Here is a 23,060-nt window from a genome sequence, read left to right as displayed (position 1 = left end):
TCACAGCCGCCGGCCGTGCCCACCGCGAGCAGAACGAGCAGCCCGAAGCGCGGTGGCACCCCCTGCCCCTCGTCGGCTCGCCCCGTCCAGCACCAAGTCACTCGGATGCACCGAATCTGCTCGTTGGACCACATGGCACTGCTTGGACTGCTCGTTGGACCGCTTGGACTGTGCGGGGAGTCTCTCACATGCGTCCGGGCGAATATTCTCCCGGAGGACGGCCCCGAGGAGGTGGCAACGGTGGTGCTGGGCCACGCGGTTGTGTAACGCCCCCCGCCATGCGGGCTCCCCGCACGGCGTCGTCATCCGGTAGGCGACAACTCCGTCGCGCTGCCCCGGCCGTTCAGCAGCGCGGCGAACGCCTCGGTGGCCGCGGTGGGATCCGTGCCCCGCCAGGCGATGACGTGATCCGGCCTGACGAGCAGGGACTGTTCGGCGGGCAGGAAGTCCACGTCGCAGTGGTGTACGGCGAGGCCGGTCCGGCCGGGCGTGGGGTGCGGGGTGCGGTTGCCGGTCAACAGGGCCCAGCCGGGACCGGCGAGGTCGATCGTCGACCGGGTGCGGGCCTGGTCGAGCCAGCGGTGGGGGATGCGGGTGCCGATCCGGCCGACGGGGTTGAATTCGGTGATCGGTTCAGGGTCGTTGGCCTTCTCCGGATCGTTGGCCTTCTCCGGGTCGTTGCAGAGGGCGCCTTCGGTGTACTGGAAGCCGCCTGCAGCCAGGACGAGGGTGTGAGCGAGCGTGGGTTCGGGTGCCGACATCAGATCGCGGAGGTTCAAAGTACGGCGACTCGACTGGTCGGCCGCGAACCATCCGGCCGGACGGCGCTCCGCGTCGTAGCTGTCCAGTAGCGCCGGTGCCGCATGGCCACGCAGGACGGCGGCGAGTTTCCAGCCCAGGTTGTGTGCGTCGGCGATTCCGGTATTGGCGCCGCTGGCGGCGAAGGGCGGCATGACGTGCGCGGCGTCACCGGCCAGATGGACCCGGCCCGAGGAGTAGCGGTCGGCGATGAGCATCTCGGCCTGCCAGGGCAGGACGCTGCGGATTTCGAGGTCCGGGGCGGGAACGCCGAGGGCCGCGCGAAGGGCGGCGGGCCAGTCCCGGTCGATGGCCTTGCCGTTGCCCATGAACACCCAGCGGTGACGGCCGTCGACGGAGGCCAGTGCGCCGGGTGCGTCCGGGTGCTCGAGCTGGCAGAGGTTGAACTCCCGGCCGCGGACGACCTCGCCGAGATCGGCGTGGAAGTACACGTTCACGCTCGGCTCGCCTATGGCCCCGCGGCCGGAGCGGCCGATGCCCAGTGCCTGGCGTATGGGGCTGCGAGCGCCGTCGGCGGCGACCAGGTACCGGGCCCGCAGTCGCGAACGGTCCCCGCCCACGCGGTCGAGGAGGTCGGCGACCACCTCGTCGTCGTGCTGCTCGAAGGCGACGAGCTCGGTGTCGAAGCGCACCGTGGCTCCGGCGTCGACCGCGGCCTGGCGGAGCACCGGCTCCAGCACGTCCTGGGCGATCAGGCAGGGCGCCTCCGGGCTGACCTCGACGACGGCTCCGCCCGGACCCGACGGTTGCCACGGCGGCAGCTGCTCGGCCTCGGCCAGCGTCCGTCCCACGGCCATACGGTCGTGACCGGCGAGATCACGTGCCGCGTGATGGACCAGCTCGGCCAGTCCGAGTTCCCGGAAGATCTCCATGCTGCGCATGTGGAAGCGGCGGGCCTTGGGCTGTGGCGAGGTGGTCGACCGCTTCTCCACCACCGTCACCGCCACACCGTGGTGGCGCAGCACCAACGCGGTGGTGAGTCCCACCAGTCCGCCGCCCACCACGAGTACCTCGGAAGTCGGTGTACGTTGTCCACTCATGGTGGACAACGTACACCACGGTTACAGTGAATCCACCATGACTTCTTCCGAACGCCGGCTCATCCCCGGTGGGCTGGTGTGGTTCGACGAGCCCGCGCCACCGCGCGCCACCGAGCAGCTCAGCCGCGAGCGCATCGTGACCGCCGCGATGGAACTGGCCGATGAGCAGGCGCCCGGCGAGATCACCATGCGGGCACTCGCCGCGCGGCTGGGCGTACGCAGCCCGATGGCCCTGTACCGCTACGTCGGCAGCAAAGACGGCCTGGTCGACCTCATGACCGACCAGGTCTACGGCCAGATCACCGTGCCGCGGGGCCACGGCTGGCGGGAAGCGCTCCGGGGGCTCGGCCGTACCAGTTGGGACGCGGTGCAGCGCCACCCTTGGTTCGCGCGCCTCGCCTTCAGCCGTCCCCCGATGGGGCCCAACGCCCTCCACCTCTACGACACCGCACTGGCCGAACTCGAACCGCTCGGACTCGACGCGGCAACCCGCATGGGATTCATCAAGACCGTGCTCGGCCACGTCCTGGGCTCCGGACTCGCACTGCTGGAGGAACACACCATGCGGGCCCGGGTCGGACTCCACTCGGACAGCGACCTGGCCGCCGCCGCAGCCCCCTACTTCGAACGCATCGCGGCCGCGGGCAAGCACCCCCACTTCATCGGCTGGGCCACCGACCCCCAGCGCCTCACCCCTGAACCCCAGTCCTTCGAGCAGGTCCAGGAATGGCTCCTCGACGGACTCGCCACCCTGCTCCCGCCAGAGGACCGGCCCCCGGCCTGACGGTCACCATCAATCCGGGCGAGGCGGAAGCCGAGCGCTCCCGTCTGACCGGTGGACACGCCATGCTCATGTAGGTGTCAGTAGACGATGGAGACGATCCGGCAGGCAGCTTCGGCCAGTTGACGGTCGCCGTCGATCCGGGCACGAGCCAGGGCGGTGTCCGGATCGATACCGCGTGTGCACAGGCGCCACGCGGTCTCCGCGTCCACACGTACGAGGGCGGCGGGTTGCCCGGCGTCCGGCTCAGCCAGGGACCACCGGGACCCGGTCGCGGTGACGGAGGCGGTGGCAGTGACGGAGGCAGAGGCGGTGGCAGAGGCGGTGGCGGTCCAGGTGCCGCCGGCCGGGCCGTCGACGATCATCTGGATCTGCGTGCCGACAGGTGCTGTGGTGTCACGAAGGGTGTGGGGCAGGGCACGCATGAAGGTGTCCAGGACCACGGACAGGACACGCGGGTCGGGGTCGGTGGCCAGGCCGGCGGCGTGGCGGATCTGCTGGCGGTGAGTCCAGAACTCGGTGAAGTCACGGGCGCTGTCCAACCACATCGGCGCCGGATCGGCACCGGCCCACGACACGCCCAGCGAGAGGGCAGCGGGGTCTGCGTTCTCGAAGAAGCGGGCCACCTGCCCGCCGATCAGGTCCAGGGTGCCGGTGAGCGCAGCCGGGCTCACCCGGGCCATGGCATCCACCCACTCCTGGTTGATGCGGTGGATGAACGCTTCCAGCGTCTCACCGAGCGCGAAACCGGGCCCTTCCCGGTGACCGTCACGGTCCCGGGCGAGGCGCCCGTAGAAGTCGCCGAGGAGGTGCGCGGCCAGATCACGCACCGTCCAGCCCGGCACTGCCTCCTTGCCCCAGTCGGCAGGCGCCAGGCCACGCAGTGTGGCCATCAGCGCCGCGTGCTCAGGGGCGAACAGAGGGCGGGCATCGATCGGGGCGCCGAGCCAGGTATGGTCCGGGACGGCATCGGGCTGGGAGGTCATGGCCAAAGCCTGCTCCCCGGATGCCCGGTCGACTACTGAATATTCCGCATGTTCCGTTCGCTCATGGTGTGAATCACCCTGTGAAGGGGTGGGGCAGAGGGTCCGTCGGCATGTCGACGGACCCTCGCCACAACGCGCTGACAAGCAGCGCGGCTACCGAGCGGTGGAGCAGTAGCTCTGGATCTCTTGGGACGTCATCTCCGCTTCGTCCGCCACGAGGGACGGTGTGCGCTCCTGCATGGCGGCGAAGATGTGGTCGAGGAGGTAGTAGGTGTAGCCGACGCCGCTGTCGTTGTACCGCTTGACGAACAGTGATCCCTCGACGGATTTCATGTGCTTGACGGCCTTGACGAAACCGGCCTTCCGGGGCTTGATCGTGGCGTTGAGCTCTTCCGTGGTGCTGGTCTCCCAGTTCCAGGAATGGGCTTCCTCGTACTTGGCCTGGATCGAGCCTTTGACGGCGATGTCGAACGGGCTTCCTCCTGCCTCGGCGCCCAGGGTGACGCCCGTCGTTATGGTGTAACTCCCGCCGAATTTCCGGGAGACGGCGTACTTGGCGCCGAGGCTCTCCGTCCGGGAGCAGTTGTACTTCTTCTCCGAGACGACCTCGGGCGCCGTGTCGAACGTCTGAGGCGGGTTCCCGTACGGCCTGAACTGGCATTCGCTTGCGTTGTTCTGGCAGTAGGCGATCAGTTCGGCGGCCAGCTTCGGGTCCTTGCCGGCGTCCTGGCCTTTGACCTCGTCCGCGTGCGCCGCCACCGGCGTGAGGAACGTCAACGCCGCGAGGGGGGGCCACGATCGCGCTCACGCGCCGTGCGGTACGGCCGGACCGGCGCTCGGCTCCGCCGCTCCGTTGGTCTCGACGAGCAGGGATGGTGCACTGTGCTGTCATGGTTGTCACGGTTGTCACGCGAATCTCCTTAACTGTCGGGAACTACTGGGAACTGCTGGGAATTGCTGGGAACTTCTCGGGCGTCGACCGCTGGTCGGCCGCGCCGCTCTTCAGATGGCTTTCGGGGGGGGGGACCGCCGCGTGGCTCAGGTCGACTGGATCGCGCGCAGCATGTTCAGACGGGCCGCTCTGCGGGCCGGCCAGATGGCGGCCAGGACGCCGATCATCAGGGCCAGCACCAGGAAGGTGCCCAGCCTGTCCCACGGCAGGACCGTTTCGTACTCCTGCATCGAGGTCGTGGTGAGGCCGCCCGCGGCCCAGGCCAGGAAGGTGCCCGTGCCGATGCCGAGCACCGCGCCGAACAGTGAGATGACCACCGACTCCAGGCGGACCATCTGCCGGATCCCGGCGCGGTCGAGGCCGATGGCGCGCAGCATCCCGATCTCCCGGGTGCGTTCGAAGACCGACATGGCCAGGGTGTTCACGATGCCGAGGATCGCGATGGCAACGGCCATGCCGAGCAGCCCGTACATCATGCTGAGGACCGTGGTGACCGACTCATTGTTGTCCTTGACGAGCTGCTCCTGGTTTCGGACCTTCAGCAGCGGACTGTCGCCGAGTGCGGCACGGATCTTCCGCTCCAGGCCGCCGGCCCTACCCGGCTCGGCCTTGACCAGCAGCCTGTCGAGCTGCTTCGTCACGGAGTACGGGAGGACGTCGTCGAGCGTGCCCAGGGCCTCGTCGACGGTGCGGGTCTTGGCGTAGATACCGACGACCGTCAGCTTCTTGCTGTTTGTGTTCTTGCTCGCCGTGCTCGTCGTGTTCTTGTTGTTCGTCTTGTTCGCGTTGGGGGCGTTACCGCTGTCCATGCCGCCTCCCATCTCGGCGTCGAGGGTGGCGCCGACATGGAGCCCGGCTCGCTTGGCGAACTCGTCGGAGACCGCGATCCTCCCGGGGCCGATGTCGTGCGGCGAGCCGGCGCGGAAGTCGAGCCGTACGGCCTTGCCGAACGCCTTCGGGTCCGTGCCGGTGATGACGGCGGACTCCCCGTGGGTGTCGAACTGCGCCGTGGCGACGGGGGCGGCCGCGGCGACTCCGGGCACCCGGGCCAGCTCGCCGGTGGCATCCGCGTCGAGTCCGCGGGCGGTGCCGTAGTTGACCTTGTAGTCGGCGGTCAGGCCCTGGGTGGCCTCCTTGGCCATGGCCTGCTGGGAGGAGTGAGCGCCGACGGTCAGGCCCGTGATCAGGGCGAGCCCGATCATCAGGGCGGAGGCGGTGGCGGCGGTGCGGCGCGGGTTGCGCAGCGCGTTCTCCTTCGCCAGCTTGCCGCCCACGCCGAAGAAGCGCGTGGTGACCCGGCCGGCCAGGGTGATCAGCGGGCGGGAGAGCAGCGGAGCCAGCGCGATCACGCCGAGGAGGGTCAGCGCGGCGCCGAGCATCGCGACCATCAGGTTCGACGGGGCGCTGGTCTTGAGCGTGGAGACGTACAGCATCACCAGGACCCCGGCCCCGGTGAGCAGCGTGCCGAGCACATTGCGGACCCTCAGGGCGCGGGCGGGCGGGGCCTGGTCGACGCTGCTGAGCGCCGCCACGGGGGCGATCTTCGCGGCCTTGCGGGACGGCAGCCAAGCGGCCAGGACGGTGACGAGGACGCCGAGCGCGAGCGAGGCCAGCGGGGCCGCGGGCGTGATGACCAGCGGCCCGTCGGGCAGTGCGGCACCCGTCGTGTTGAGCAGCGGGCCCATGGCGGCGGCGATGCCGAGGCCGAGCGCGAACCCGCCGACGGAGGACACCAGGCCGAGCAGGGCGGCCTCGACGAGGACGGAGCGGACGACCTGGCGGCGCGAGGCACCCACCGCCCGCAGCAGCGCGATCTCCCGGCTGCGCTGGGCGATGAGCATGGTGAAGGTGTTGGCGATGAGGAACACGCCGACGAACAGCGCGACGCCGGCGAAGACCAGCAGCGTCTTGGTCAGGTATCCGGTGTTCTTGGCGATCTCGGCGGACTGCTCGGCAGCCAGCTCGGCACCGCTGGTGGCCCTGGCACCGTGGTCGGGGAGCAGCGCCTGCACCTGATCGGTCAGCGCGTACGCGTCGGTGCCGGGGTCGGCCGCGACCGCGATCTCGTCGAACCGGCCGGGGTGGTGGAAGAGCGTCTGTGCGGTCCGGGTGTCGAAGAGAGTGAGGGTGCCGCCGGCGGTGACCTGGGGGTTGTCGGTGGAGACGATGCCGACCAGCTTCTTGGCCAGGGCGGGCCCGTCGGTGGCGAAGCGGACGGTGTCGCCGATCCGGTAGCCGGCCTTCGCGGAGGTCTGCGCGTCCAGCGCCAGCTCATCTGCGGTGGCGGGGCCGCGGCCTTCCTTCAGCGGAAAGTGGCTGTCCTTCAACGGGGAGTGGCCATCCTCCAGCGGGAAGCCGCTGTCCTTGCCGTCCTTGCCGTCCTGGCCGGGCTGGTAATTGGTGGCCAGATTCTGCCGGTTGGTGTCGGCGTTGACCGGGCGGCCGTCCTTACCGGCCAGGGTGACCTGCCCGTGGACGAGGGGACGCACCGAGGCAACGCCGGGCAGCGCACGGATCTTCCGCACCAGCGCGCTGTCGAGGACGGAGTTCTGCCGGCCATCCACAGCGCCCGCCATACCGGGGGCAGCCGCATCGGGGGCAGCCGCATCCGTTGCGGTGGTGGCCGCCTCCGCCCGTACAGAGACGGCCACGCCCTTGAGGCTCTGGGCCGAGGCGTTGCGGAGGGCGTTCGCCGTGCTGTCGGCGAAGACGAGGGTTCCGGAGACGAAGGCGACACCGAGCAGGATCGCGAGCGCGGTCATGATCAATCGGGCTTTGTGCGCAAGGACGTTGCGCAGGGCGGTACGCAGCATGGCGGTATGTCAGTCCTGAGGTACGCGGTGGGGCGGGGAGCCTTGTGTGTGTGGGGGGGAGAGGTGCGCGGTGGGGGCAGGGAGCCACGTGGGAGGAGAAACCGTGCCGGAGGGGCGCGTCAGCTCGTCCGCCCCTTGGCGTCGAAGAGCCGCATACGGTCCAGCACGGTCTCGGGGGTGGGGGCGGGCAGATCGTCGGTGACGCGTCCGTCGGCGAGGAAGAGCACCCGGTCCGCGTAGGAGGCGGCCATCGGATCGTGGGTGACCATCACCACCGTCTGCCCCAACTCCCGTACGGAATCGCGCAGAAAGCCCAGGACCTCCGCGCCGGAACGGGAGTCGAGGTTGCCGGTCGGCTCGTCCGCGAAGATGATCTCCGGACGTCCGGAGAGCGCACGTGCCACCGCCACCCGCTGCTGCTGGCCGCCGGACAGCTCCGACGGACGGTGCCGCAACCGCCCGGACAGGCCGACCGTCCCCACGATCAGTTCCAGCCACTCCTGGTCGGGCTTACGGCCGGCGATATCCAGTGGCAGCGTGATGTTCTCCAGGGCATCCAGCGTGGGCAGCAGGTTGAACGACTGGAAGACGAAACCGATCTTCTCCCGCCGCAGCCTGGTCAGCTGACGGTCCTTCAGTCCGTGCAGTTCGACATCACCGATCCGGGCAGAGCCACCGGAGATGGCGTCGAGCCCCGCCATGCAGTGCATCAGCGTCGACTTGCCGGAACCGGACGGCCCCATGATCGCGGTGAACCGACCACGCCCGAACTCCACGTTCACCGAGTCAAGGGCGACCACGCGGGTCTCGCCCTCGCCGTAGACCTTGGTCAGTCCCGTCGCACGGGCGGCAACGGGGGCGGGGATGCGGAGGCGGGTGGTGGCAGTGGCAGACTGCGGCATAAGTGCTCCTGGAACGGGGTGCGAAACTCCCGACCATCGTGGCCGCGGCACACCCCCGGATCCGTCGCCCTCAGGTCGCGAATGCGCCCCCTGCCGATCGGCAGACCCGCGGCAGCCTCATCACCTTCACGGACCACGGCCCCCTCTACCCAAAGAGAGAGCCGACAGCTCTACCCGATCTACCCGAAGACCGCGCGGACGGCACCGTCCCGCAGTCCAGGCACCTCAGCCAGGCACTTCAGCCAGGCAGCCTCAGCCCATCAGCCCGGCCTGGTGCGCCAGCAGCCCCGCCTGTACCCGGCTGCCGCAACCCGTCTTCTCCAGAATCGACCTCACGTGGGTCTTGACCGTCCCCACACCGATGCCGAGCCGCCTGCCGATCTCCGGGTTCGACAGCCCCTCCCCCAGCATGACCAGCACCTCCCGCTCCCGGCCCGTCAGCCCCGCCACCCTGCTCTCCGGGGCGGCGTCACCGGCCCCGCCGCCGCTCAGCATCCGCCGGATCACGGCCCCGGTGACGCCCGGCGAGAGCACCGCGTCCCCTGCGGCCGCCGCCCACACCGCGCGGATCAGCTCCTGCGGCCCCTCGTCCTTCAGCAGGAAGCCGGTGGCACCGGCCCGCAGGGCCCGGGTGACGTTCTCGTCATCACCGAAGGTGGTGAGCATGACGACCTGCGGTTTGGGGTCGAGCGCGATCAGCGGTTCGATGGCCGCGAGCCCGTCGAGTACGGGCATACGGATGTCCAGGAGCACCACGTCGGGCCGGTGTTCGGCGGAGAGCCGGACGGCCTCGGCGCCGTTGACCGCCTCGCCCACCACCTCGATGCCCTCGGCGTGCCGCAGGATCAGCCGGATACCGTGCCGGATCATCTCCTCGTCATCGGCGAGGAGGACTCGTACACAGGGTGCCGGCCGGTGGTCCTGAGGCATCTCGTCCATGCGCCCAGGCTACGGGGAGCGTCCGAGTTCGGTGCGACAGGAAGCCCCGCCCATGCGCCACGGGGTTCAGCGCACGGACGGGACCAGTCAGAGGGCTATCCCACCCAACCGTCCATGACGCACCGCAGTCCAGACAGCTGTACGTCTTTCCGTCGTACGTGACGACGCTGCAAGAACCGCAGCTGGCGCAGCTTGAGTTTCGCAGGATGAGGGCGGATCGAATTGCCGTGCACAAACGCTTCATCACACTCACCTCTTTGAGTCACTCGTACTCGTGCGGTGCGCCTCCGTGCTGGTCCTGGGGCCATGCAACGCGGCAGTCCAGGCAGGTGAATCGCCAGAACATCTCCCCGGTATCGGGGTGCCGCGCTTCGGACAGGATGACATTGGCTTCAAAGCACTTGACGCACCGAACTGGTGGGTTTTTCGGGGCGTATGGGCGGTAGATGTCGCTCATGGCGTCACTCTGTCGGCACAGTCGCCCACTCCGCAACTGATGCTTAATCCTTTCTGTAGACGGAGAGTTGGTGCCCCGCCTCGGCCGACCGAACGTGCCATGACAGGGCGGGAACCTTGTGGCGGTCGCCCGGCCCGCTAACCGGGCGACCGCTTCGCGCTCCCACGTCTCCGCACTTGGGGGAAGGAGACGGAGCGCACCCCGGCCCGACTCTGCCGGGGGTTGCACCCCGACCGGCCGCCGAGGCCCTCAGTGGTATCAGCGGCCGGCCGGGAGATCAGGAGGTTGTCAGGTCGTCATCGCGTTACGCCCGCCCGTTTGCGCTCTTCCGGGCTGGCCAGCCGTAGGGCACTCGGCTTGGCGTCCCACTCGCGGCCACCGCCGGGCGGTCGGAGCTGGACTGCCCCGTGCCTGGTGTCCATGATCTCTCCGACCCGATCAGTCTGTGTGTCCATGAGCCACACGCCACGGCGGTAGGTCATCACGACGACTCCTCTCTGTAGCCATTCCGCTACCGGGAGGCCTCAGCGTGGCCTACAGTCGAGAGTCACTCAACGTGTCAGATGGGGAAGATAGGTTGGTGAAAGTCCCTTGAATCGCAAGGAGTTGGAGCCGGACAGCTCACCCCAGGCGGCCTATGGGGCACGTCTGCGCAGCTCGCGGGAGGCGCGCGGCTGGAAGCAGGAAGGCTTAGCCGACCAGATGGGATATTCCAGCTCGCATATTTCAGCGGTTGAAACTGGGCGGAAGATTGCAACTTTGCGGTTTTCGCGCAGTGCAGACCGTGTCTTCGGCACCGAGGGCACGGCAGACACGTTCGAGCGTCAGTGGCGCGAACTTCGGAACGGCAGCCTGTTGGAGGGCTTCCCGGAGTACGTGGGTTACGAAGGCCGGGCAGTGGAGATCCGACTGTTCGAAGTCGGGATCATCCCCGGCCTGTTGCAGACACCTGAATACGCACGGACGTTGGCGGGTGGAGACGTACAGCGCGGAGCCATCACGCCCGAACAAGCCGAGGATCGCGTCTCCTTCCTCGCGGAGAGGCAAGCCGCGCTGGTGCGACCCCGGCCCCCCATGGTGCTTGTGGTGATGGATGAAAGCTGCCTCCGTCATGCGGTTGGCGGCGCCAAGGTCATGGAAGCTCAGCTTCGGCGATTGGTCGAAGTCGCCTCCCTCCCCAACTGGGTACTACAGGTGTCGCCCTTCGAGATAGGAGCACGGCGAGCGTTCAACCTGCCGGTTAACCTCCTCACTCTGGCCGACCGATCCGTGGTCGCGTATGCCGAGTCACAGGCACGGGGGCATTTGGAGCGCGAAGCCACTGCCGTGCTGCCCATGCTGACGGCCTACCATCAGTTGCAGGCCGAAGCGTTGTCGCAGGCGACATCCGTGGCCATGATCGAGCAGGTACGAAAGGGCATCTCGTGACGACCGATTCCCCTCGCTGGTTCAAGTCCTCCTACAGCAGCAACGGCGGTAACTGCATCGAGGTTGCCGCCAATATCCCGGACGTCGTTCCCGTCCGGGACAGCAAGGACCCGAACGGCCCCCGCCTCACCCTGACTCACGAGGCGTTCGCCGGTCTCCTGCAGTTCGCCAAGACCCACGGCTGAGCCTCAGCCGTCCCGGCTCCCGAGCAGAGCCCCACCACTCCACCCGCTCGGAGTGGTGGGGCTTCCTCGTGTCCGCTCCGTCCTACGGGCGGGGCGGTTGGGTTGCCTTTTCGGTCACCATCGGGACCGTGAAGCGGTCGATCGCGATCAAGATGTCGGACCGGAAGCAGTAGCGGACGAGCTCCAGCCGCCCGCCCCTGGCCTTCCCGGCCCCCCACGGGTACGTGCAGTCCGTGGCGGAAGCCGGCCGCGGCGGCTCGCGCCCGGCGGCGGCCGCGCGCACCGTGACGTCGTCGCCGGACGTGGACCGCTGCACCTGCTCTCTCGTCATCCCCACTCGGGGCTCTTTGTGGCGCTGGTACTCGGGGGGCTGTGCGTTGACCACCAGCAAGACTCCGAACAGCATCATCACGCCCACCCCCGCCAGGCCCAGCAGCCCGGTGACGGCGCCGGCAACGCACCGCTGGACAGCGGAGAGCCCGCCGCCGGGCTCGTCGACGCCGTCTGCCGCCCCCTTGCCGGCCGGTCCCTTGCCCTCCGACACCGCGTCCGCCGTCTCCGCGCTGGGGCCAGGGCCGGAATCGGGACCGGAATCGGGACCGGAATCGGCGGGCATGTCGGCCGTTACGGCGAAGCCGCCGCCCGGCGTGCGCCCCGCCTCCAGGCCGCCGCCGAGCAGCGTCACCCGCTCCCGCAACCCGATCAGCCCGCGCCCGGTACCGAGCCCGGTCGCGGCGGCGGGCGGCACCGGCGGCACGCCGTTGCGTACCCGCACCACCACCCGTTCACCGGCGTGCGTGACGGCGACGATCACGTGGGCCCCGGCCGCGTACCGGTGCACGTTGGTGAGCGCCTCGCGCACCACCCGGTGCACCGCCCGCCGCACCCGGGCCGGCCGCGCGTCGAGATCCGGCCCCTCCCAGACCAGCTCTACGGGGATGCCACCGCCGCGCGACTCCTCGACCAGCGCCTCGACATCCGCGCGGGTACCCGTCGCGTCGGTCAGCGCATCGGTGCCGGTGTCCCGCTCCAACGGGCCGAGAACCCCGAGGACCTCCCGCAGCTCCTGCATGGCATCACGGGCGGCACGGCCCACCACGGCTGCCTCGTCCTGCAACCCGGGGGCCTCTTGGCGCAGCGCCATCTCCAGCCCGCCCGAGTGCAGGGACACCAGGCTCAGCCGGTGCCCGACCAGATCGTGCATCTCCGCAGCGATACGTGACCGCTCACGCACCCGTGCCTCGCTGTCCGCGAGTCGGCGTGCCTCCTCCGCGGCGGCCGTCCGCTCCCGCAGCGCCCGCACCAGCCGGTCCTGCTGGCCCCCGGCAGTGCCCGCCAGACCCGGCACCACGACCGTGGTCACCGCGAGCACCGCACCCAGAGCAAGACCGAAGGACCAGCTGCCCGGCCCCAGCACGGGGGTGAACACCGCGCACGTGACCATCGCCGAGGGGGCCGCCACCAGCAGCAGTCCCATCCGCCGCCGCGGCGTCTCCCGCTGCCGGGCCGCGGTGTAGGCGGCCACCGCGGTCAGCAGCGCCACCGCGGGGACCGCTCCCGTCAGCACCGCCAGCCCGACCACACTGGCCAGCGGGTAGCGGCGCCGTACCAGCATCAGTCCGGTACCGATGAGCCCCAGGGTCACCACCGCTGCCCAGCCCGCCCTCAGCCGGAGGTCGATCTCCGACTCACCCATGTAGACGAGCAGCACCAGCGCCGCGGCCAGCACCGCCTCACCCGCCGCCCGCCACAGCTGCCGCCCCCGCTCGTCAGGCCCCGCGAAGGGGCTGCGGGCCAGGTGGTTCTCGATTCGGTTCTCGATAACTGGCGGTGCGCTGGACGACATACCGCCGATTATCAAGGCCGCCGCACGGAGCCTCCCTGCACCTTGGGGACGACTCGCCTCTGCCCATGGACAGAGGCCCCGCGTCGGGTCAGTCAGACAGAAGCCCCTCGTCACAGGCCGCGCATCACAGGCCGCGCATCACAGGCCGCGCATCACAGGCCGCGCGTCACAGGCCCCGCGTCGGGTCAGCGGCCGGCCAGTGCCCGTTCCGGGCCGGGGTGACGGGCGGGCAGCGGCGGGTGACAGACAGCGGGTGGGGGGTCGCCGGCAAGGTAGGGGCGCAGAGCCTGCTGAGCGGCGAAGAAGGCCGCCTCGGCCGCCGCCGTGCCGAGCTGCGGTGCGACGGACAGGGAGACGGTCAGGGGTTCGGGCGTCGGCAGGGCCTCGGCGGACAGTCGCTCGGTGGACAGTCGCTGCACGCCCCTCGTGTCGAGCCCGGCAGCGGGTAAGCAGGTCACGCCCAGGCCGGCGGCGACCGCGGCCCGCAGTCCCGTCACGTCGGGGCCCTCGTAGGCGAGATGCCAGGGCTGGTCATGAGCGGCCAGCATGCCGAGGATGTGGCGGCGCAGGTTGCACGGCTCACCGCACAGCGCGATCGGTACGGAGTGGCCGGACGCGGACGCGGACGTGGACGTGGACGCGGCTGACGGGCCGGTGCCGTACCAGGCGAAGGGCAGGGTGCCCACGGGTTCGGAGTGGGGGTCTCCGGGGTCGCGGGACGGGCGCAGCAGCAGCGCGACGTCGATGTCGCCCTCCGCCACCCGGGCCGCCAGCGGTTCGCTCAGCTCGGTGTGCACGGTGGGGCGGGTCCACGGCATCAGGTCTGCCAAGGCGGAGAGAAGTCCCGGCAGGGCACCTTCGAGATAGGGCGAGACACCGATCCTGAGGCAGGTCTGCCGGCCGGCGGCGGTGATCCGGGCGGCGGCCTCGTCATTGAGTGCGACGATGCGGCAGGCATAGTGGTACAACTGCCTCCCCGCGTCGGTGAGTTCGAGGCGGCGGCCGGTACTGGCGAAGACGGGGCCGCCCAGAACCGCCTCCAGCCGCCGTATGTGCTGACTGACGGCGGGCTGGGTGAGCGATAACGCTTCCGCCGCCCGCCGGAAGCCTCCGGTACGCATGATGGTGATGAGCGTGCGGAGCTGACCGACGTCCAGATTGCGATACACCGGCGGCCCCGCCTCCTCGTAACTGATCATTGCCCTCATTGCCCTCATCCTCGCCGTCGGCACGACGATCCGCGTCGCCCTCGGCGCTTATGAGAACTTCTTTGCCTGCCCTTTCACTTTTCATATGGCTGGGCGATTGATTTCAGACAGGTGCAGAGTACACGTTTGCGCCTACGCCGCCCTGGGATGACGCCGTGATGCTGGATTTGGAGTGCGGAGGAAAATGGCCAAAAGTCGCCCGCGGCAGGGCGTCGAGAGGGCGTCGGGGGGGCGCCGAGAAGGCATTGAGAAGGCGTTGAGAAGGAGCCGTGGATGCAGTCGCGTGAGCACTTTTACTGATCGAACCGATAAGGAAGAAGAGTTTGCCGTGATCATCAGACCCCCCTTAGCCTGGCGGCGGTTTGCAAGAAATTCCAATTCCAAGTAATGCGCGAATACCGGAACTCATTCACGGCAATTTAACGGGGAAGGTTCAACCATGTCGCAGACGACGACTGCCACGACTGCCTCCAGCGCCTCCGCCGGCACCGAACTGTGGAACCCGGAAACCTATGACGCGCTGCGCAGGCAGCTCATCCCGTCCTTCGACCTGCTCTACGACAGTGCGGTCGGCGCCGTGGCCATGGCGGTGGGACCCGCGCCGCGCATTCTGGACCTGGGCGCGGGCACCGGTCTGCTCAGCGCCGCGCTACGCGAGCGCCTTCCCGGCGCGGAACTGCTGCTCCAGGACCGCTCGGAGCTGATGCTCGGCCAGGCACGGCAGCGCTTCGCCGCGGACGACCAGGTATCGGTACGGGTGGCCGACCACCTGGACGAACTGCCCGCCGGCCCCTTCGACGCCGTGGTCTCCGCGCTCTCCATTCACCATCTGACGCACGAGAACAAGCAGGATCTGTTCGCGCGCATCCGCACGGTCCTTCGCCCCGGCGGCATTTTCGTCAATGTCGAGCAGGTTCTGGCGCCGACCCCCGCGCTGGAGAAGATGTACGACCGGCAGCACGAGGCGCACGTACACGCCTCCGGAACTCCGGCCGAGGAATGGGCCGCCGGCCGCGAGCGCATGAAGCACGACATTCCCATCGATGTCGACACCCAGCTCCAGTGGCTGCGCGAAGCGGGCTTCAGCACCGTCGACTGCCTCGCCAAGGACTGGCGTTTCGCCACCTACGCCGGCTGGAACGCGGCATGAACCCGTACGGACCGGCCATGGAGCGGCCCGCGCACTCAACACACCCCGCGCAGTCATCACAGCCCGCGCACTCATTGAGGTGAAGCGTGCTCTACCAAGCCCTGTGCGACATCGCGGCGCGGCGGCCGGACGCCCGGGCCGTCACCACAACCGACGGCCCGGCGGTCAGCTACGCGGAACTGGTCGAGCTCGTCGACCGCACGGCCGCCGGGCTGCGCGGTCACGGCGTCGGCGCCGATGACGTCATCGCCTGCTCCCTGCGCAACAGCATCGGCTATGTCGCGCTCATCCTGGCCGTGGCCCGTACCGGCGCCCGGTACGTACCGCTGATGAGCAACTTCGACGCGGCCGACACCGCGACGGCGCTGCGCCTGACCCGGCCCCGGCTGATCGTGACCGACCCCGAACCCGGTCACGGATCCCACCCCGAACCCAGTCACGGACCCCACCCCGAACCCGGCCACGACCGCGAGTTCCCCGACGACGCCCCGCCCCGGGTCCGGCTCGACGCCCTCACCCGCGCCGAACCGTCTCCCCGCGAGCCCGCCGAGACGCACGCCGGCCTCTTCCGCGCACTGTGGACGTCCGGGTCGACGGGCTTTCCCAAGCAGATGGTCTGGCGGCAGGACCGCTTCCTGCGCGAGCGCCGCCGCTGGCTCGCGGACACCGGCATCACCGCCGAGGACGTCTTCTTCTGCCGCCATACCCTCGACGTGGCACACGCCACCGACCTGCACGTCTTCGCCGCCCTGCTGTCCGGCGCGGAGCTGGTGCTCGCGGACCCGCACGCCGCGCCCGGGGTGCTGCTACGGCAGATCGCGGAGTACCGCGCCACCGCGATGAGCGCGCTGCCCCGCCACTACGAGGAGTACGTACGGGCCGCGGCGGCCGACGGTCCGGCACCGGACCTGTCGCGGCTGCGCCGTCCGCTGTGCGGCGGCGCCTACCTCAGCTCGGCCCAACTGGACGACACTGCCAGGGTATTGGGCATCCACATCCGGCAGATCTACGGATCGACCGAGTTCGGCCTGGCCCTCGGCAATATGGCCGACGTCCTCCAGACGGGCATCGGCATGTTCCCCGTCGAGGGCGTGGGCACCCGGCTCGAACCCCTCTCCCGCGACACCCCCGGCCTCGGCGAGCTGGTGCTGATGTCGGACTGCACGAGCGAGGGGTACGTCGGAAGCGACGAGGCCAACGCCCGTACCTTCCGAGGCGCGGAGTTCTGGACCGGCGATGTCGCCCAGCGGGAGCCGGACGGGTCGCTGCGCATCCTGGGCCGGGTCACCGAGACCCTGGCGGCCTCCGGCGGGCCGCTGCCCGCGCCGATGCTGGACGAGGAGATCGCCGCCGGCTGCCCGGTGCTGGAGTCCGTGGCACTGCCCGCGCGCCCCGGTGAGTACAGCGACGAGGTCCTGCTGGCGGTTCACGGCGATCCGGGACGGCCCGAGGGCGAGGTCCGCAAGTCCGTCAAGGCGGTCGTGCGCGGCCATGGTCTGCGGGGCACCGTCCGCCTGACCGACGACATCCCGCACACGCCGGTCGGCAAGCCGGACAAACCGCTGCTGCGTGAGCGGTGGGAGCAGTGGGAGAACGAGGCCGAAGGGGACGAAGGGGAGTACGTGATCCGGAGCGATGAGAAGGACGGGCATGCCTGAACTCGCCCTGGATGACGGGCAGATACTCCACTTCGAGGACACCGGCAGCGGGCCGCCGCTCCTTCTCGTCCACGGTCTCGGCGCGCCCTCGGCCTTCTTCGCCCGTACCGTCGCCGACCTGGCCCGCGACCACCGCGTCCTCACCGTCGACCTGCGCGGCCACGGCGCCACCCCGCAGGGGACCGAGCCGGTCACCGTGGACCGCTGTGCGGCCGATCTCCACGCCCTCGTCGAGAAGCTGGACGTACGGGGGCTGACCCTGCTCGGATGGTCGCTCGGCGCCACCGTCGCCTACCACTACCTGGACCGGTACGGATCCGACCGGGTCTCCTCCCTGGTCTCGGTGGAGCAGACGCCGTACCTGCTCACCGAGGGCGGCTGGCAGCACGCGGCTTTCGGCTGCCTGGACGCCGCCGGCGCGGAAGACATCGGCCGTGCGCTCGGCTCACCGGACCGCGCCACGATCGCCGGTCTGGTCGGCAGCTTCTTCGCCCAAGGGGACTCCCCCGTAACGGCGTTGCTCGACGAGCTCACCGACGCCGCGGCCGCCTGCCATGCCGACGCCAAGCGGCAGCTGTGGCAGGACGCCCTGCGGCAGGACTGGCGCGGCCGACTGCCCTCGCTGGGGGTGCCGACGCTGTTCCTGCACGGCGCCCTGAGCCAGGTCTACCCGAGCCCCGTCGGGGCCTGGCTGGCGGACGCCGTGCCCGGGGCACGGCTGGAGATGTTCGAGCGCAGCGGCCACCTTCCGTTCCTGGAAGAACCCGAGAGGTTCCACCGCGTGATCCGCGCCTGGGTCACCCGATGACGGAGCGGAAACGGAGCGGAACAGGCGGCCCGAGGAGACGAGAGCGGAACAGGCGGCCGGCCCGATGACGAAAGCGGAACAACGGAAGCGGAACAACCGAAGCGGAGCGTTGAGGCGTTGATGACTACTGCTGCTGCACCCGCTGAGCAGGCCGCCGGCCGCCGGCTGTGCTGGATCTACCCGGACCGCGGCACCGAGCGGATGCGTACCAAGGAGTGGACGCACGTCTGGGGGATCTACGAGGAGGTGGCCCGGGAGCGCGGCTGGGCGCTGTCGCTGCACCAGCCGGACGAGGTGTCCGTGGACGCCTCCGCCGAGGGCGGCCCACGGGTCTTCCTGGACGGTGCGGCCGTCACCCCGCAGGACACCGTGTTCGTGACCTCGCTGTGGTCGCTGGCGCACCATGCCCCGGACGTCTGCAACCAGCTCTACCTCTACACCATCCTCGAAGCCGCCGGCTTCCACCTGCCCATTCCGCCCCGGCTGTCGTTCATCGCCAACGACAAGACCGCGACCATGCTGCACCTCGCGGACAGCCCGCTCCCCCAGGTGCCGACCGTGCGGATCGGGTCCGGCCGGGACTCGCCGGCCAGGACGTACGAGGCGGCGCTGAGCGGGCTGAGCTATCCGCTCATCGTCAAGCCCGCCTACTGGGGCATGGGCCAGGGCGTGTGCCTGGTGCGCAGCGCCGAGGAGCTGAAAGGGGTGGTCGGGCTCGCCGCCGGCGCGGAGACCGCTCTGGTGTGCCAGCCATATCTCGGCGAGGGCATCAACGACTTCCGGGTCTACGTCATCGACGGTAAGCCGCACACCGTGCTGCGGCGCATCCCTCAGGGCACCTCGCTGACCGCCAACCTCTCGGCGGGCGGCGGGATGCAGCATGTACCGCTGCCGCCCGAGCTCGCCGACGCCGTCGACTACGTCGCGGCCAGGATGCCCATGCCGTACCTCGCCGTCGACTTCCTCCACGACGGGGAGCGGTTCTGGCTGTCGGAGGTGGAGCCCGACGGCGCGGTCGCGTTCCCCGGCTCCGAGCAGGCGGCGCGCGAGCAGCGGGAGATCATCGCGGCGCGCTTCGACGCGTACGGCGCCGCGCACCAGGAATTCCTGCGCCGGAACCACAGCCACAGCCACAGCCACAGTCACAGCCAGAACCAGAACCAGAACCAGAACCAGGACCAGGACCAGGGCCAGAACCCGTACCAGAACCGGAATCAGGGGACGAGCACACGATGATCGGGCACATCCCCACAGACCTCCTGCTGGCGCACGCCAGAGATCTGGCCGCGGCCGGCGGTCCACCCGTACCCGAGTCCGCGCGGGAGGTGACCGACCTCGCCGTCACCGGCCCCGTGGAGATCTACGCCCACACCCGCGCGGCCGCCGCACAGGGCACCGGCAGCGTGCTGATGTCCAGCGGCGGCACGACGGGCAGGCCCAAACTGACCCATGTACCGCACGGCATGGGCCTGGAGCGCCTGCTGGACTTCTGGCGGCCGCTGCGGCCGGGCGACGTCCTGCTCAACCTCTTCAACGCGGGCCGCATGTGGGGCTCCCACTACTACATGCAGACACTGGCCGAGAAGAGCCACTGCACGGTCATCCCCTCCGGCCCCTACTCCCCCGAGGAAGTCGCCGGCTGGCTGGAGATGTTCGAGGAGGTCGGGGTGAACGCCCTCGCGGGCACCCCGACCGGACTCGCCGACTTCGCCCAGGGCGTCCTCGACGCCGGTACGAGCATCCCCGCACTCCCCGTACGCACCATCATCTGGATGGCCGAGCCGTGGACCGGCAACAAGCGCGACCTGGTCCGCGAGGCGTTCCCCGACGCCGGCCTGTGGGGCAACTACGGCTCGGTGGAAACCTGGGTGATGGCCGCCAACCAGCCCGGCTGCGACGAGACCACGCTGCATCTGCTGCCCAGCCAGATCATGGAGCCGGACGAGGACGGTGCCCTGCTGAGCCGGGTCGGCGACGGCTGGACCGTCCCCGTCGTGCGCTACCGCCTCGGCGACCGGGTCGCCCCGGCCACCTGCCGGTGCGGCCGCCCCGACGCGCTGACGGTGCTCGGCCGGGCCGACGACTCCCTCACCCTGCGCAGCGCGCTGTTCAAGGTGAGCGAGCTGATCGACCTGGTGCGCGAGGAACCGGGCGTCGTGGAAGCCCAGTTGAGGCTCACCCGCAGCACCGATTCGGCCAGGGCGGCCAGTGCGCTGACGCTGGACTTCACCGGCACCGCCGCCCCGGAGGCCGTACGCGCCCGCCTGACCGGCGAGTTCTACCACCTGGCGGCGGTGGCCCGGCAGTACCCGGACGCCCTGCGGGCACGCCGGGTGAGCCGGCTGGCCCGTATCGAGCGCACCAACAAGGTGCCCGCGATGGTGTGGCAGGAGAGCCCGGCGAACGAGAACCCGGCGAACGAGCGCACGGAGCACGAGCGCACGGAGCACGACGAGAAACCGCACGGCGACAGGAAGGGCGAGAACGCCGCATGAGCAAGGGCCGCATGAGTGAGGGCCGCATGAGCAAGATCCGAGGCAACCCCTGGGCCATCCTGGTCGTACTCTCCCTCGGCTTCTTCATGACGCTGCTGGACCTGACGATCGTCAATATCGCCATCCCCAGCATGATCGACAGTCTGCACGCCTCGTTCGACGAGGTGCTGTGGTCGATGAACGGCTACATCCTCGTGCTCGCCGCGCTGCTGATCACCGCGGGCCGGCTGGGTGACCTGCGCGGTCCGCGCCAGCTCTTCGCGGTCGGCGTCGCGCTGTTCACGGTCGCGAGCCTGGCGTGCGGTCTGGTGGACAGCCCCGCCGAGCTGATCACCGCCCGCGTGGTGCAGGGCCTGGGCGCGGCGCTGCTCGTCCCGCAGACCATGACCCTGATCGTCGGTGCCTTCCCCGCCGAGCGGCGCGGCGCGGCCCTGGGCGTGTGGGGTGCGGTGGCCGGTGTCGCCGCCGTGGCCGGCCCGGCGCTGGGCGGGCTCCTGGTCAGCGGGCTCGGCTGGCGCTGGATCTTCTTCGTCAACGTGCCGGTGGGCGCCCTCGTCCTGGCCGCGCTCTTCCTCGTCGTCCCGGACATCCGCCAAGGGGCCACCCACCGGCTCGACTTCACCGGTGTACTGGTGTCCTCGGCCGCGGTGTTCTGTCTCACCTTCGGCCTGACCGAGGGCGAGCGCTACCACTGGAACGGCTTCGTCTGGGCCCTGCTCGCCGCCGCCGTGGTCCTCTTCGCGGCCTTCGTCGTCCAGCAGCGGCGCCGCCAGGACAACGAGCCCCTGGTGCCCTTCGCCCTCTTCCGCAACCGCAACTTCACCGCGATGAACTTCGTCTCGGCCTCGGTCTCGGTCGGCGTCCTCGGCCTGATGCTGCTGCTCTCGCTCTACTTCCAGAACGTCCTGCACTTCAGCGCCCTGAAGGCGGGCCTCGCGCTCGCCCCCGCCTCTCTGGTCTCGATGGCCCTCGCGCCGTTCGCCGGACGGCTCACCGACAAGATCGACGGGAAGTACGTACTGTTCACGGGCATGCTGCTGACGGCCGTCGGCATGCTCTGGAACGCCCTCGTCATGGGCCCGGACACGGCATGGGCCGCGTTCCTCGCCCCGATGATCGTGGTCGGCATGGGCAACGGCTGCCTGATCGCCCCCATGGCGGCCGTGGCGATGCAGGGCGTGGACCCGAAGGTGGCAGGCGCGGCCTCGGGCGTGCTCAACACCGTGCGGCAGCTGGGCTCGGTCGTCGGCACCTCGGCGGTCGGCGCACTGGTACAGACGCAGACGGCGGGCGGCCACGGCGGAGTCACCGCGATGCGCACGTCGATGGCGCTCCCCATCGGCGTCATCGTCCTCGGCGCCATCGCCTGCGCAACGGCCCGCCGCAAGGACGCGCCCGCCGACCGGCCGGCGGTTCCCGCACAGACCGAGCAGGCGACGGTGGCTGACTGACCGGCTCGCGGCCGGCCACCGCGCCCGGCCACCGCGCCCGCCGCGAGCCCGCCCCGCTCAGCCGCCGTAACCCGAGGAGTCGTAACCCAAGGACCCGTAACCCAAGGAGCGGTAACCAAACGATCCGTACCCCAACGATCCGAGGAACTCCTCCAGGGCAGCCGTGACCTCCGACGGCCGCTCCAGCGGCGGCAGATGACCGGTATCGGGAAGCTCGAGGCGCCGGGCCCCGGCAATCCCCCGCGCCAGCAGCGCGGACACCTCCAGGATCTCCGGCACATCGGCCAGCCCGCTGATCACCAGCGTCGGGGTCGCCACCTCGGCCAGCCGTTCCTTCGCCGCCGGCCGCGACCGCGGTTCGACGGAGGGCGGCCCGCTCCACATCCGTTCCCGCGTCAGCCGGTTCATCGCCACGGCCGGCTCCCAGACCTCGGGACGGAGCGCCGTACGGTCCCTTCCCTCCCCCGCCACCAGGAACTCCGCCTCCGCCTCCGCGACGGCGTCCAGGTCGGCGGGATCGATCCACTCGGCGGCGCCCTCCTCGTAACGCCTCAGGCGCTCGGCCGGGACCGCGCCGTGCAGGCACTGCCGCGCCCGCTCCACCATCGAGTCGGGCCACCGATGCCCCGACAATCCGGCGGCGATCAGAACCAGCGCCGCGAACCGGTCCGGTGCCGTCAGCACGGCGTCCAGCGCGATCCGCCCGCCATCCGACGCCCCGACGACGGCGGCCCGACCGACACCCAGCTCATCCATCAGGTCGATCAGATCGCGATGGTGTACCACCTCACCGGCCGCGTCCGCGGACTCGCCCCGCCCCCGCCAGTCGTAACGGATCACCCGGTACCGCGCCGCCAGGGCCTCGAACTGCGCCTGCCACATACGCCGATCCGCACACCCGGCGTGTACGAACACGACGGGCTCCCCGCTCCCCGCCACCTCGTACACGATCCCCGCCCGCGTCGTCCGAGCCGCTACGACGCCCAATGCCGCCTCCCAGACATCCCGTACCGCTCCGTTCCGTGCGGTCTCTTCCGTCTCTTCCGTCTCTTCCGTGCGGTGGATCTACCCCTGGCGATGGGCGGGCCCCGGCGGTTTCTCTCCGGGTGAACGGCGTGGTGCACGTGGTGCGCCGCTCGGCA

Annotated in this window: 19 protein-coding genes; 9 read left to right on the top strand and 10 right to left on the bottom strand. The window is 70.1% G+C overall.

The window, feature by feature from the left end; all coding sequences use genetic code 11:
* Positions 1-302 precede the first annotated feature (302 nt).
* On the bottom strand, positions 303-1,859 hold the full coding sequence (locus ACFY12_RS24185) for an FAD-dependent monooxygenase (RefSeq protein ID WP_390717972.1): 1,557 nt from the start codon (positions 1,857-1,859) through the stop codon (positions 303-305).
* Between the two features lie 37 nt (positions 1,860-1,896).
* Here ACFY12_RS24185 and ACFY12_RS24180 point away from each other — a divergent pair, with 37 nt between their 5' ends.
* A complete protein-coding gene (locus ACFY12_RS24180) occupies positions 1,897-2,643 on the top strand; it encodes a TetR/AcrR family transcriptional regulator (protein ID WP_390717971.1) in 747 nt (248 codons plus the stop codon).
* A 77-nt stretch (positions 2,644-2,720) separates the two neighbouring features.
* Here the strand turns inward: ACFY12_RS24180 and ACFY12_RS24175 are convergent, their stop codons facing one another.
* The 6 genes from ACFY12_RS24175 to ACFY12_RS24150 all read right to left on the bottom strand — a co-directional run bounded on the left by ACFY12_RS24175 (position 2,721) and on the right by ACFY12_RS24150 (position 9,689).
* Positions 2,721-3,626, bottom strand: coding sequence for a maleylpyruvate isomerase family mycothiol-dependent enzyme (locus ACFY12_RS24175; RefSeq protein ID WP_390717970.1), 906 nt, complete (start codon positions 3,624-3,626; stop codon positions 2,721-2,723).
* A gap of 153 nt (positions 3,627-3,779) precedes the next feature.
* On the bottom strand, positions 3,780-4,403 hold the full coding sequence (locus ACFY12_RS24170) for a hypothetical protein (RefSeq protein ID WP_390717969.1): 624 nt from the start codon (positions 4,401-4,403) through the stop codon (positions 3,780-3,782).
* Between the two features lie 261 nt (positions 4,404-4,664).
* Positions 4,665-7,391: an ABC transporter permease gene (locus ACFY12_RS24165; protein ID WP_390717968.1), complete on the bottom strand. Its 2,727-nt coding sequence runs from the start codon at positions 7,389-7,391 to the stop codon at positions 4,665-4,667.
* 119 nt (positions 7,392-7,510) lie between these two features.
* Positions 7,511-8,293, bottom strand: a complete 783-nt coding sequence (locus ACFY12_RS24160; protein WP_390717967.1) for an ABC transporter ATP-binding protein — start codon at positions 8,291-8,293, stop codon at positions 7,511-7,513.
* Positions 8,294-8,545: 252 nt separating this feature from the next.
* Entirely contained in the window at positions 8,546-9,232 is a 687-nt protein-coding gene (locus ACFY12_RS24155; RefSeq protein WP_390717966.1) for a response regulator, read from the bottom strand.
* 262 nt (positions 9,233-9,494) lie between these two features.
* Positions 9,495-9,689 carry a hypothetical protein gene (locus ACFY12_RS24150; RefSeq protein ID WP_390717965.1) on the bottom strand — a complete coding sequence of 65 codons (195 nt, stop codon included), beginning with the start codon at positions 9,687-9,689 and terminating at the stop codon, positions 9,495-9,497.
* 591 nt (positions 9,690-10,280) lie between these two features.
* On the opposite strand from ACFY12_RS24150, the gene ACFY12_RS24145 reads away from it, so the two are divergent.
* Complete coding sequence (locus ACFY12_RS24145) at positions 10,281-11,117, top strand: Scr1 family TA system antitoxin-like transcriptional regulator (protein WP_390717964.1); 837 nt, start codon at positions 10,281-10,283, stop codon at positions 11,115-11,117.
* Complete coding sequence (locus ACFY12_RS24140; protein ID WP_390717963.1) at positions 11,114-11,302, top strand: DUF397 domain-containing protein; 189 nt, start codon at positions 11,114-11,116, stop codon at positions 11,300-11,302. Before ACFY12_RS24145 ends, ACFY12_RS24140 begins: the two co-directional genes overlap by 4 nt.
* Positions 11,303-11,384: 82 nt before the next feature.
* On the opposite strand, the gene ACFY12_RS24135 is transcribed toward ACFY12_RS24140, so the two are convergent.
* Both ACFY12_RS24135 and ACFY12_RS24130 read right to left on the bottom strand, forming a co-directional pair.
* Positions 11,385-13,148 carry a sensor histidine kinase gene (locus ACFY12_RS24135; RefSeq protein ID WP_390717962.1) on the bottom strand — a complete coding sequence of 588 codons (1,764 nt, stop codon included), beginning with the start codon at positions 13,146-13,148 and terminating at the stop codon, positions 11,385-11,387.
* 185 nt (positions 13,149-13,333) lie between these two features.
* A complete protein-coding gene (locus tag ACFY12_RS24130) occupies positions 13,334-14,356 on the bottom strand; it encodes a LysR family transcriptional regulator (RefSeq protein WP_390717961.1) in 1,023 nt (340 codons plus the stop codon).
* A 439-nt stretch (positions 14,357-14,795) separates the two neighbouring features.
* Between ACFY12_RS24130 and ACFY12_RS24125 the strand changes: the two genes are divergently transcribed.
* The 6 genes from ACFY12_RS24125 to ACFY12_RS24100 all read left to right on the top strand — a co-directional run bounded on the left by ACFY12_RS24125 (position 14,796) and on the right by ACFY12_RS24100 (position 21,918).
* Entirely contained in the window at positions 14,796-15,506 is a 711-nt protein-coding gene (locus ACFY12_RS24125) for a class I SAM-dependent methyltransferase (RefSeq protein ID WP_390717960.1), read from the top strand.
* A gap of 86 nt (positions 15,507-15,592) precedes the next feature.
* Positions 15,593-17,164, top strand: a complete 1,572-nt coding sequence (locus tag ACFY12_RS24120; RefSeq protein WP_390717959.1) for an AMP-binding protein — start codon at positions 15,593-15,595, stop codon at positions 17,162-17,164.
* On the top strand, positions 17,157-17,972 hold the full coding sequence (locus ACFY12_RS24115) for an alpha/beta fold hydrolase (protein WP_390717958.1): 816 nt from the start codon (positions 17,157-17,159) through the stop codon (positions 17,970-17,972). The genes ACFY12_RS24120 and ACFY12_RS24115 overlap by 8 nt, the downstream gene beginning before the upstream one ends.
* A gap of 120 nt (positions 17,973-18,092) precedes the next feature.
* A complete protein-coding gene (locus ACFY12_RS24110) occupies positions 18,093-19,208 on the top strand; it encodes a RimK family alpha-L-glutamate ligase (RefSeq protein ID WP_390717957.1) in 1,116 nt (371 codons plus the stop codon).
* A complete protein-coding gene (locus tag ACFY12_RS24105; protein ID WP_390717956.1) occupies positions 19,205-20,467 on the top strand; it encodes an AMP-binding protein in 1,263 nt (420 codons plus the stop codon). The genes ACFY12_RS24110 and ACFY12_RS24105 overlap by 4 nt, the downstream gene beginning before the upstream one ends.
* Before the next feature lie 26 nt (positions 20,468-20,493).
* Positions 20,494-21,918, top strand: a complete 1,425-nt coding sequence (locus ACFY12_RS24100; protein ID WP_390717955.1) for a DHA2 family efflux MFS transporter permease subunit — start codon at positions 20,494-20,496, stop codon at positions 21,916-21,918.
* A gap of 57 nt (positions 21,919-21,975) precedes the next feature.
* On the opposite strand, the gene ACFY12_RS24095 is transcribed toward ACFY12_RS24100, so the two are convergent.
* On the bottom strand, positions 21,976-22,833 hold the full coding sequence (locus ACFY12_RS24095) for an alpha/beta fold hydrolase (RefSeq protein WP_390717954.1): 858 nt from the start codon (positions 22,831-22,833) through the stop codon (positions 21,976-21,978).
* Between the last annotated feature and the right edge of the window lie 227 nt (positions 22,834-23,060).

The sequence above is a fragment of the Streptomyces sp. NPDC001339 genome (assembly GCF_042895955.1).
Taxonomy (GTDB): domain Bacteria; phylum Actinomycetota; class Actinomycetes; order Streptomycetales; family Streptomycetaceae; genus Streptomyces.
Note: the sequence above shows the minus strand (reverse complement) of the source record. Positions and strands in the feature narration are given on the sequence as shown.

Bases quoted from the DNA above. Each gene is read 5' to 3' on its own strand.
- ACFY12_RS24185 (WP_390717972.1), bottom strand. From the start codon at position 1,859: ATGAGTGGACAACGTACACCGACTTCCGAGGTACTCGTGGTGGGCGGC.
- ACFY12_RS24180 (WP_390717971.1), top strand. From the start codon at position 1,897: ATGACTTCTTCCGAACGCCGGCTCATCCCCGGTGGGCTGGTGTGGTTC.
- ACFY12_RS24175 (WP_390717970.1), bottom strand. From the start codon at position 3,626: ATGACCTCCCAGCCCGATGCCGTCCCGGACCATACCTGGCTCGGCGCC.
- ACFY12_RS24165 (WP_390717968.1), bottom strand. From the start codon at position 7,391: ATGCTGCGTACCGCCCTGCGCAACGTCCTTGCGCACAAAGCCCGATTG.
- ACFY12_RS24160 (WP_390717967.1), bottom strand. From the start codon at position 8,293: ATGCCGCAGTCTGCCACTGCCACCACCCGCCTCCGCATCCCCGCCCCC.
- ACFY12_RS24155 (WP_390717966.1), bottom strand. From the start codon at position 9,232: ATGGACGAGATGCCTCAGGACCACCGGCCGGCACCCTGTGTACGAGTC.
- ACFY12_RS24150 (WP_390717965.1), bottom strand. From the start codon at position 9,689: ATGAGCGACATCTACCGCCCATACGCCCCGAAAAACCCACCAGTTCGG.
- ACFY12_RS24135 (WP_390717962.1), bottom strand. From the start codon at position 13,148: ATGTCGTCCAGCGCACCGCCAGTTATCGAGAACCGAATCGAGAACCAC.
- ACFY12_RS24130 (WP_390717961.1), bottom strand. From the start codon at position 14,356: ATGAGGGCAATGATCAGTTACGAGGAGGCGGGGCCGCCGGTGTATCGC.
- ACFY12_RS24125 (WP_390717960.1), top strand. From the start codon at position 14,796: ATGTCGCAGACGACGACTGCCACGACTGCCTCCAGCGCCTCCGCCGGC.
- ACFY12_RS24115 (WP_390717958.1), top strand. From the start codon at position 17,157: ATGCCTGAACTCGCCCTGGATGACGGGCAGATACTCCACTTCGAGGAC.
- ACFY12_RS24110 (WP_390717957.1), top strand. From the start codon at position 18,093: ATGACTACTGCTGCTGCACCCGCTGAGCAGGCCGCCGGCCGCCGGCTG.
- ACFY12_RS24105 (WP_390717956.1), top strand. From the start codon at position 19,205: ATGATCGGGCACATCCCCACAGACCTCCTGCTGGCGCACGCCAGAGAT.
- ACFY12_RS24100 (WP_390717955.1), top strand. From the start codon at position 20,494: ATGAGCAAGATCCGAGGCAACCCCTGGGCCATCCTGGTCGTACTCTCC.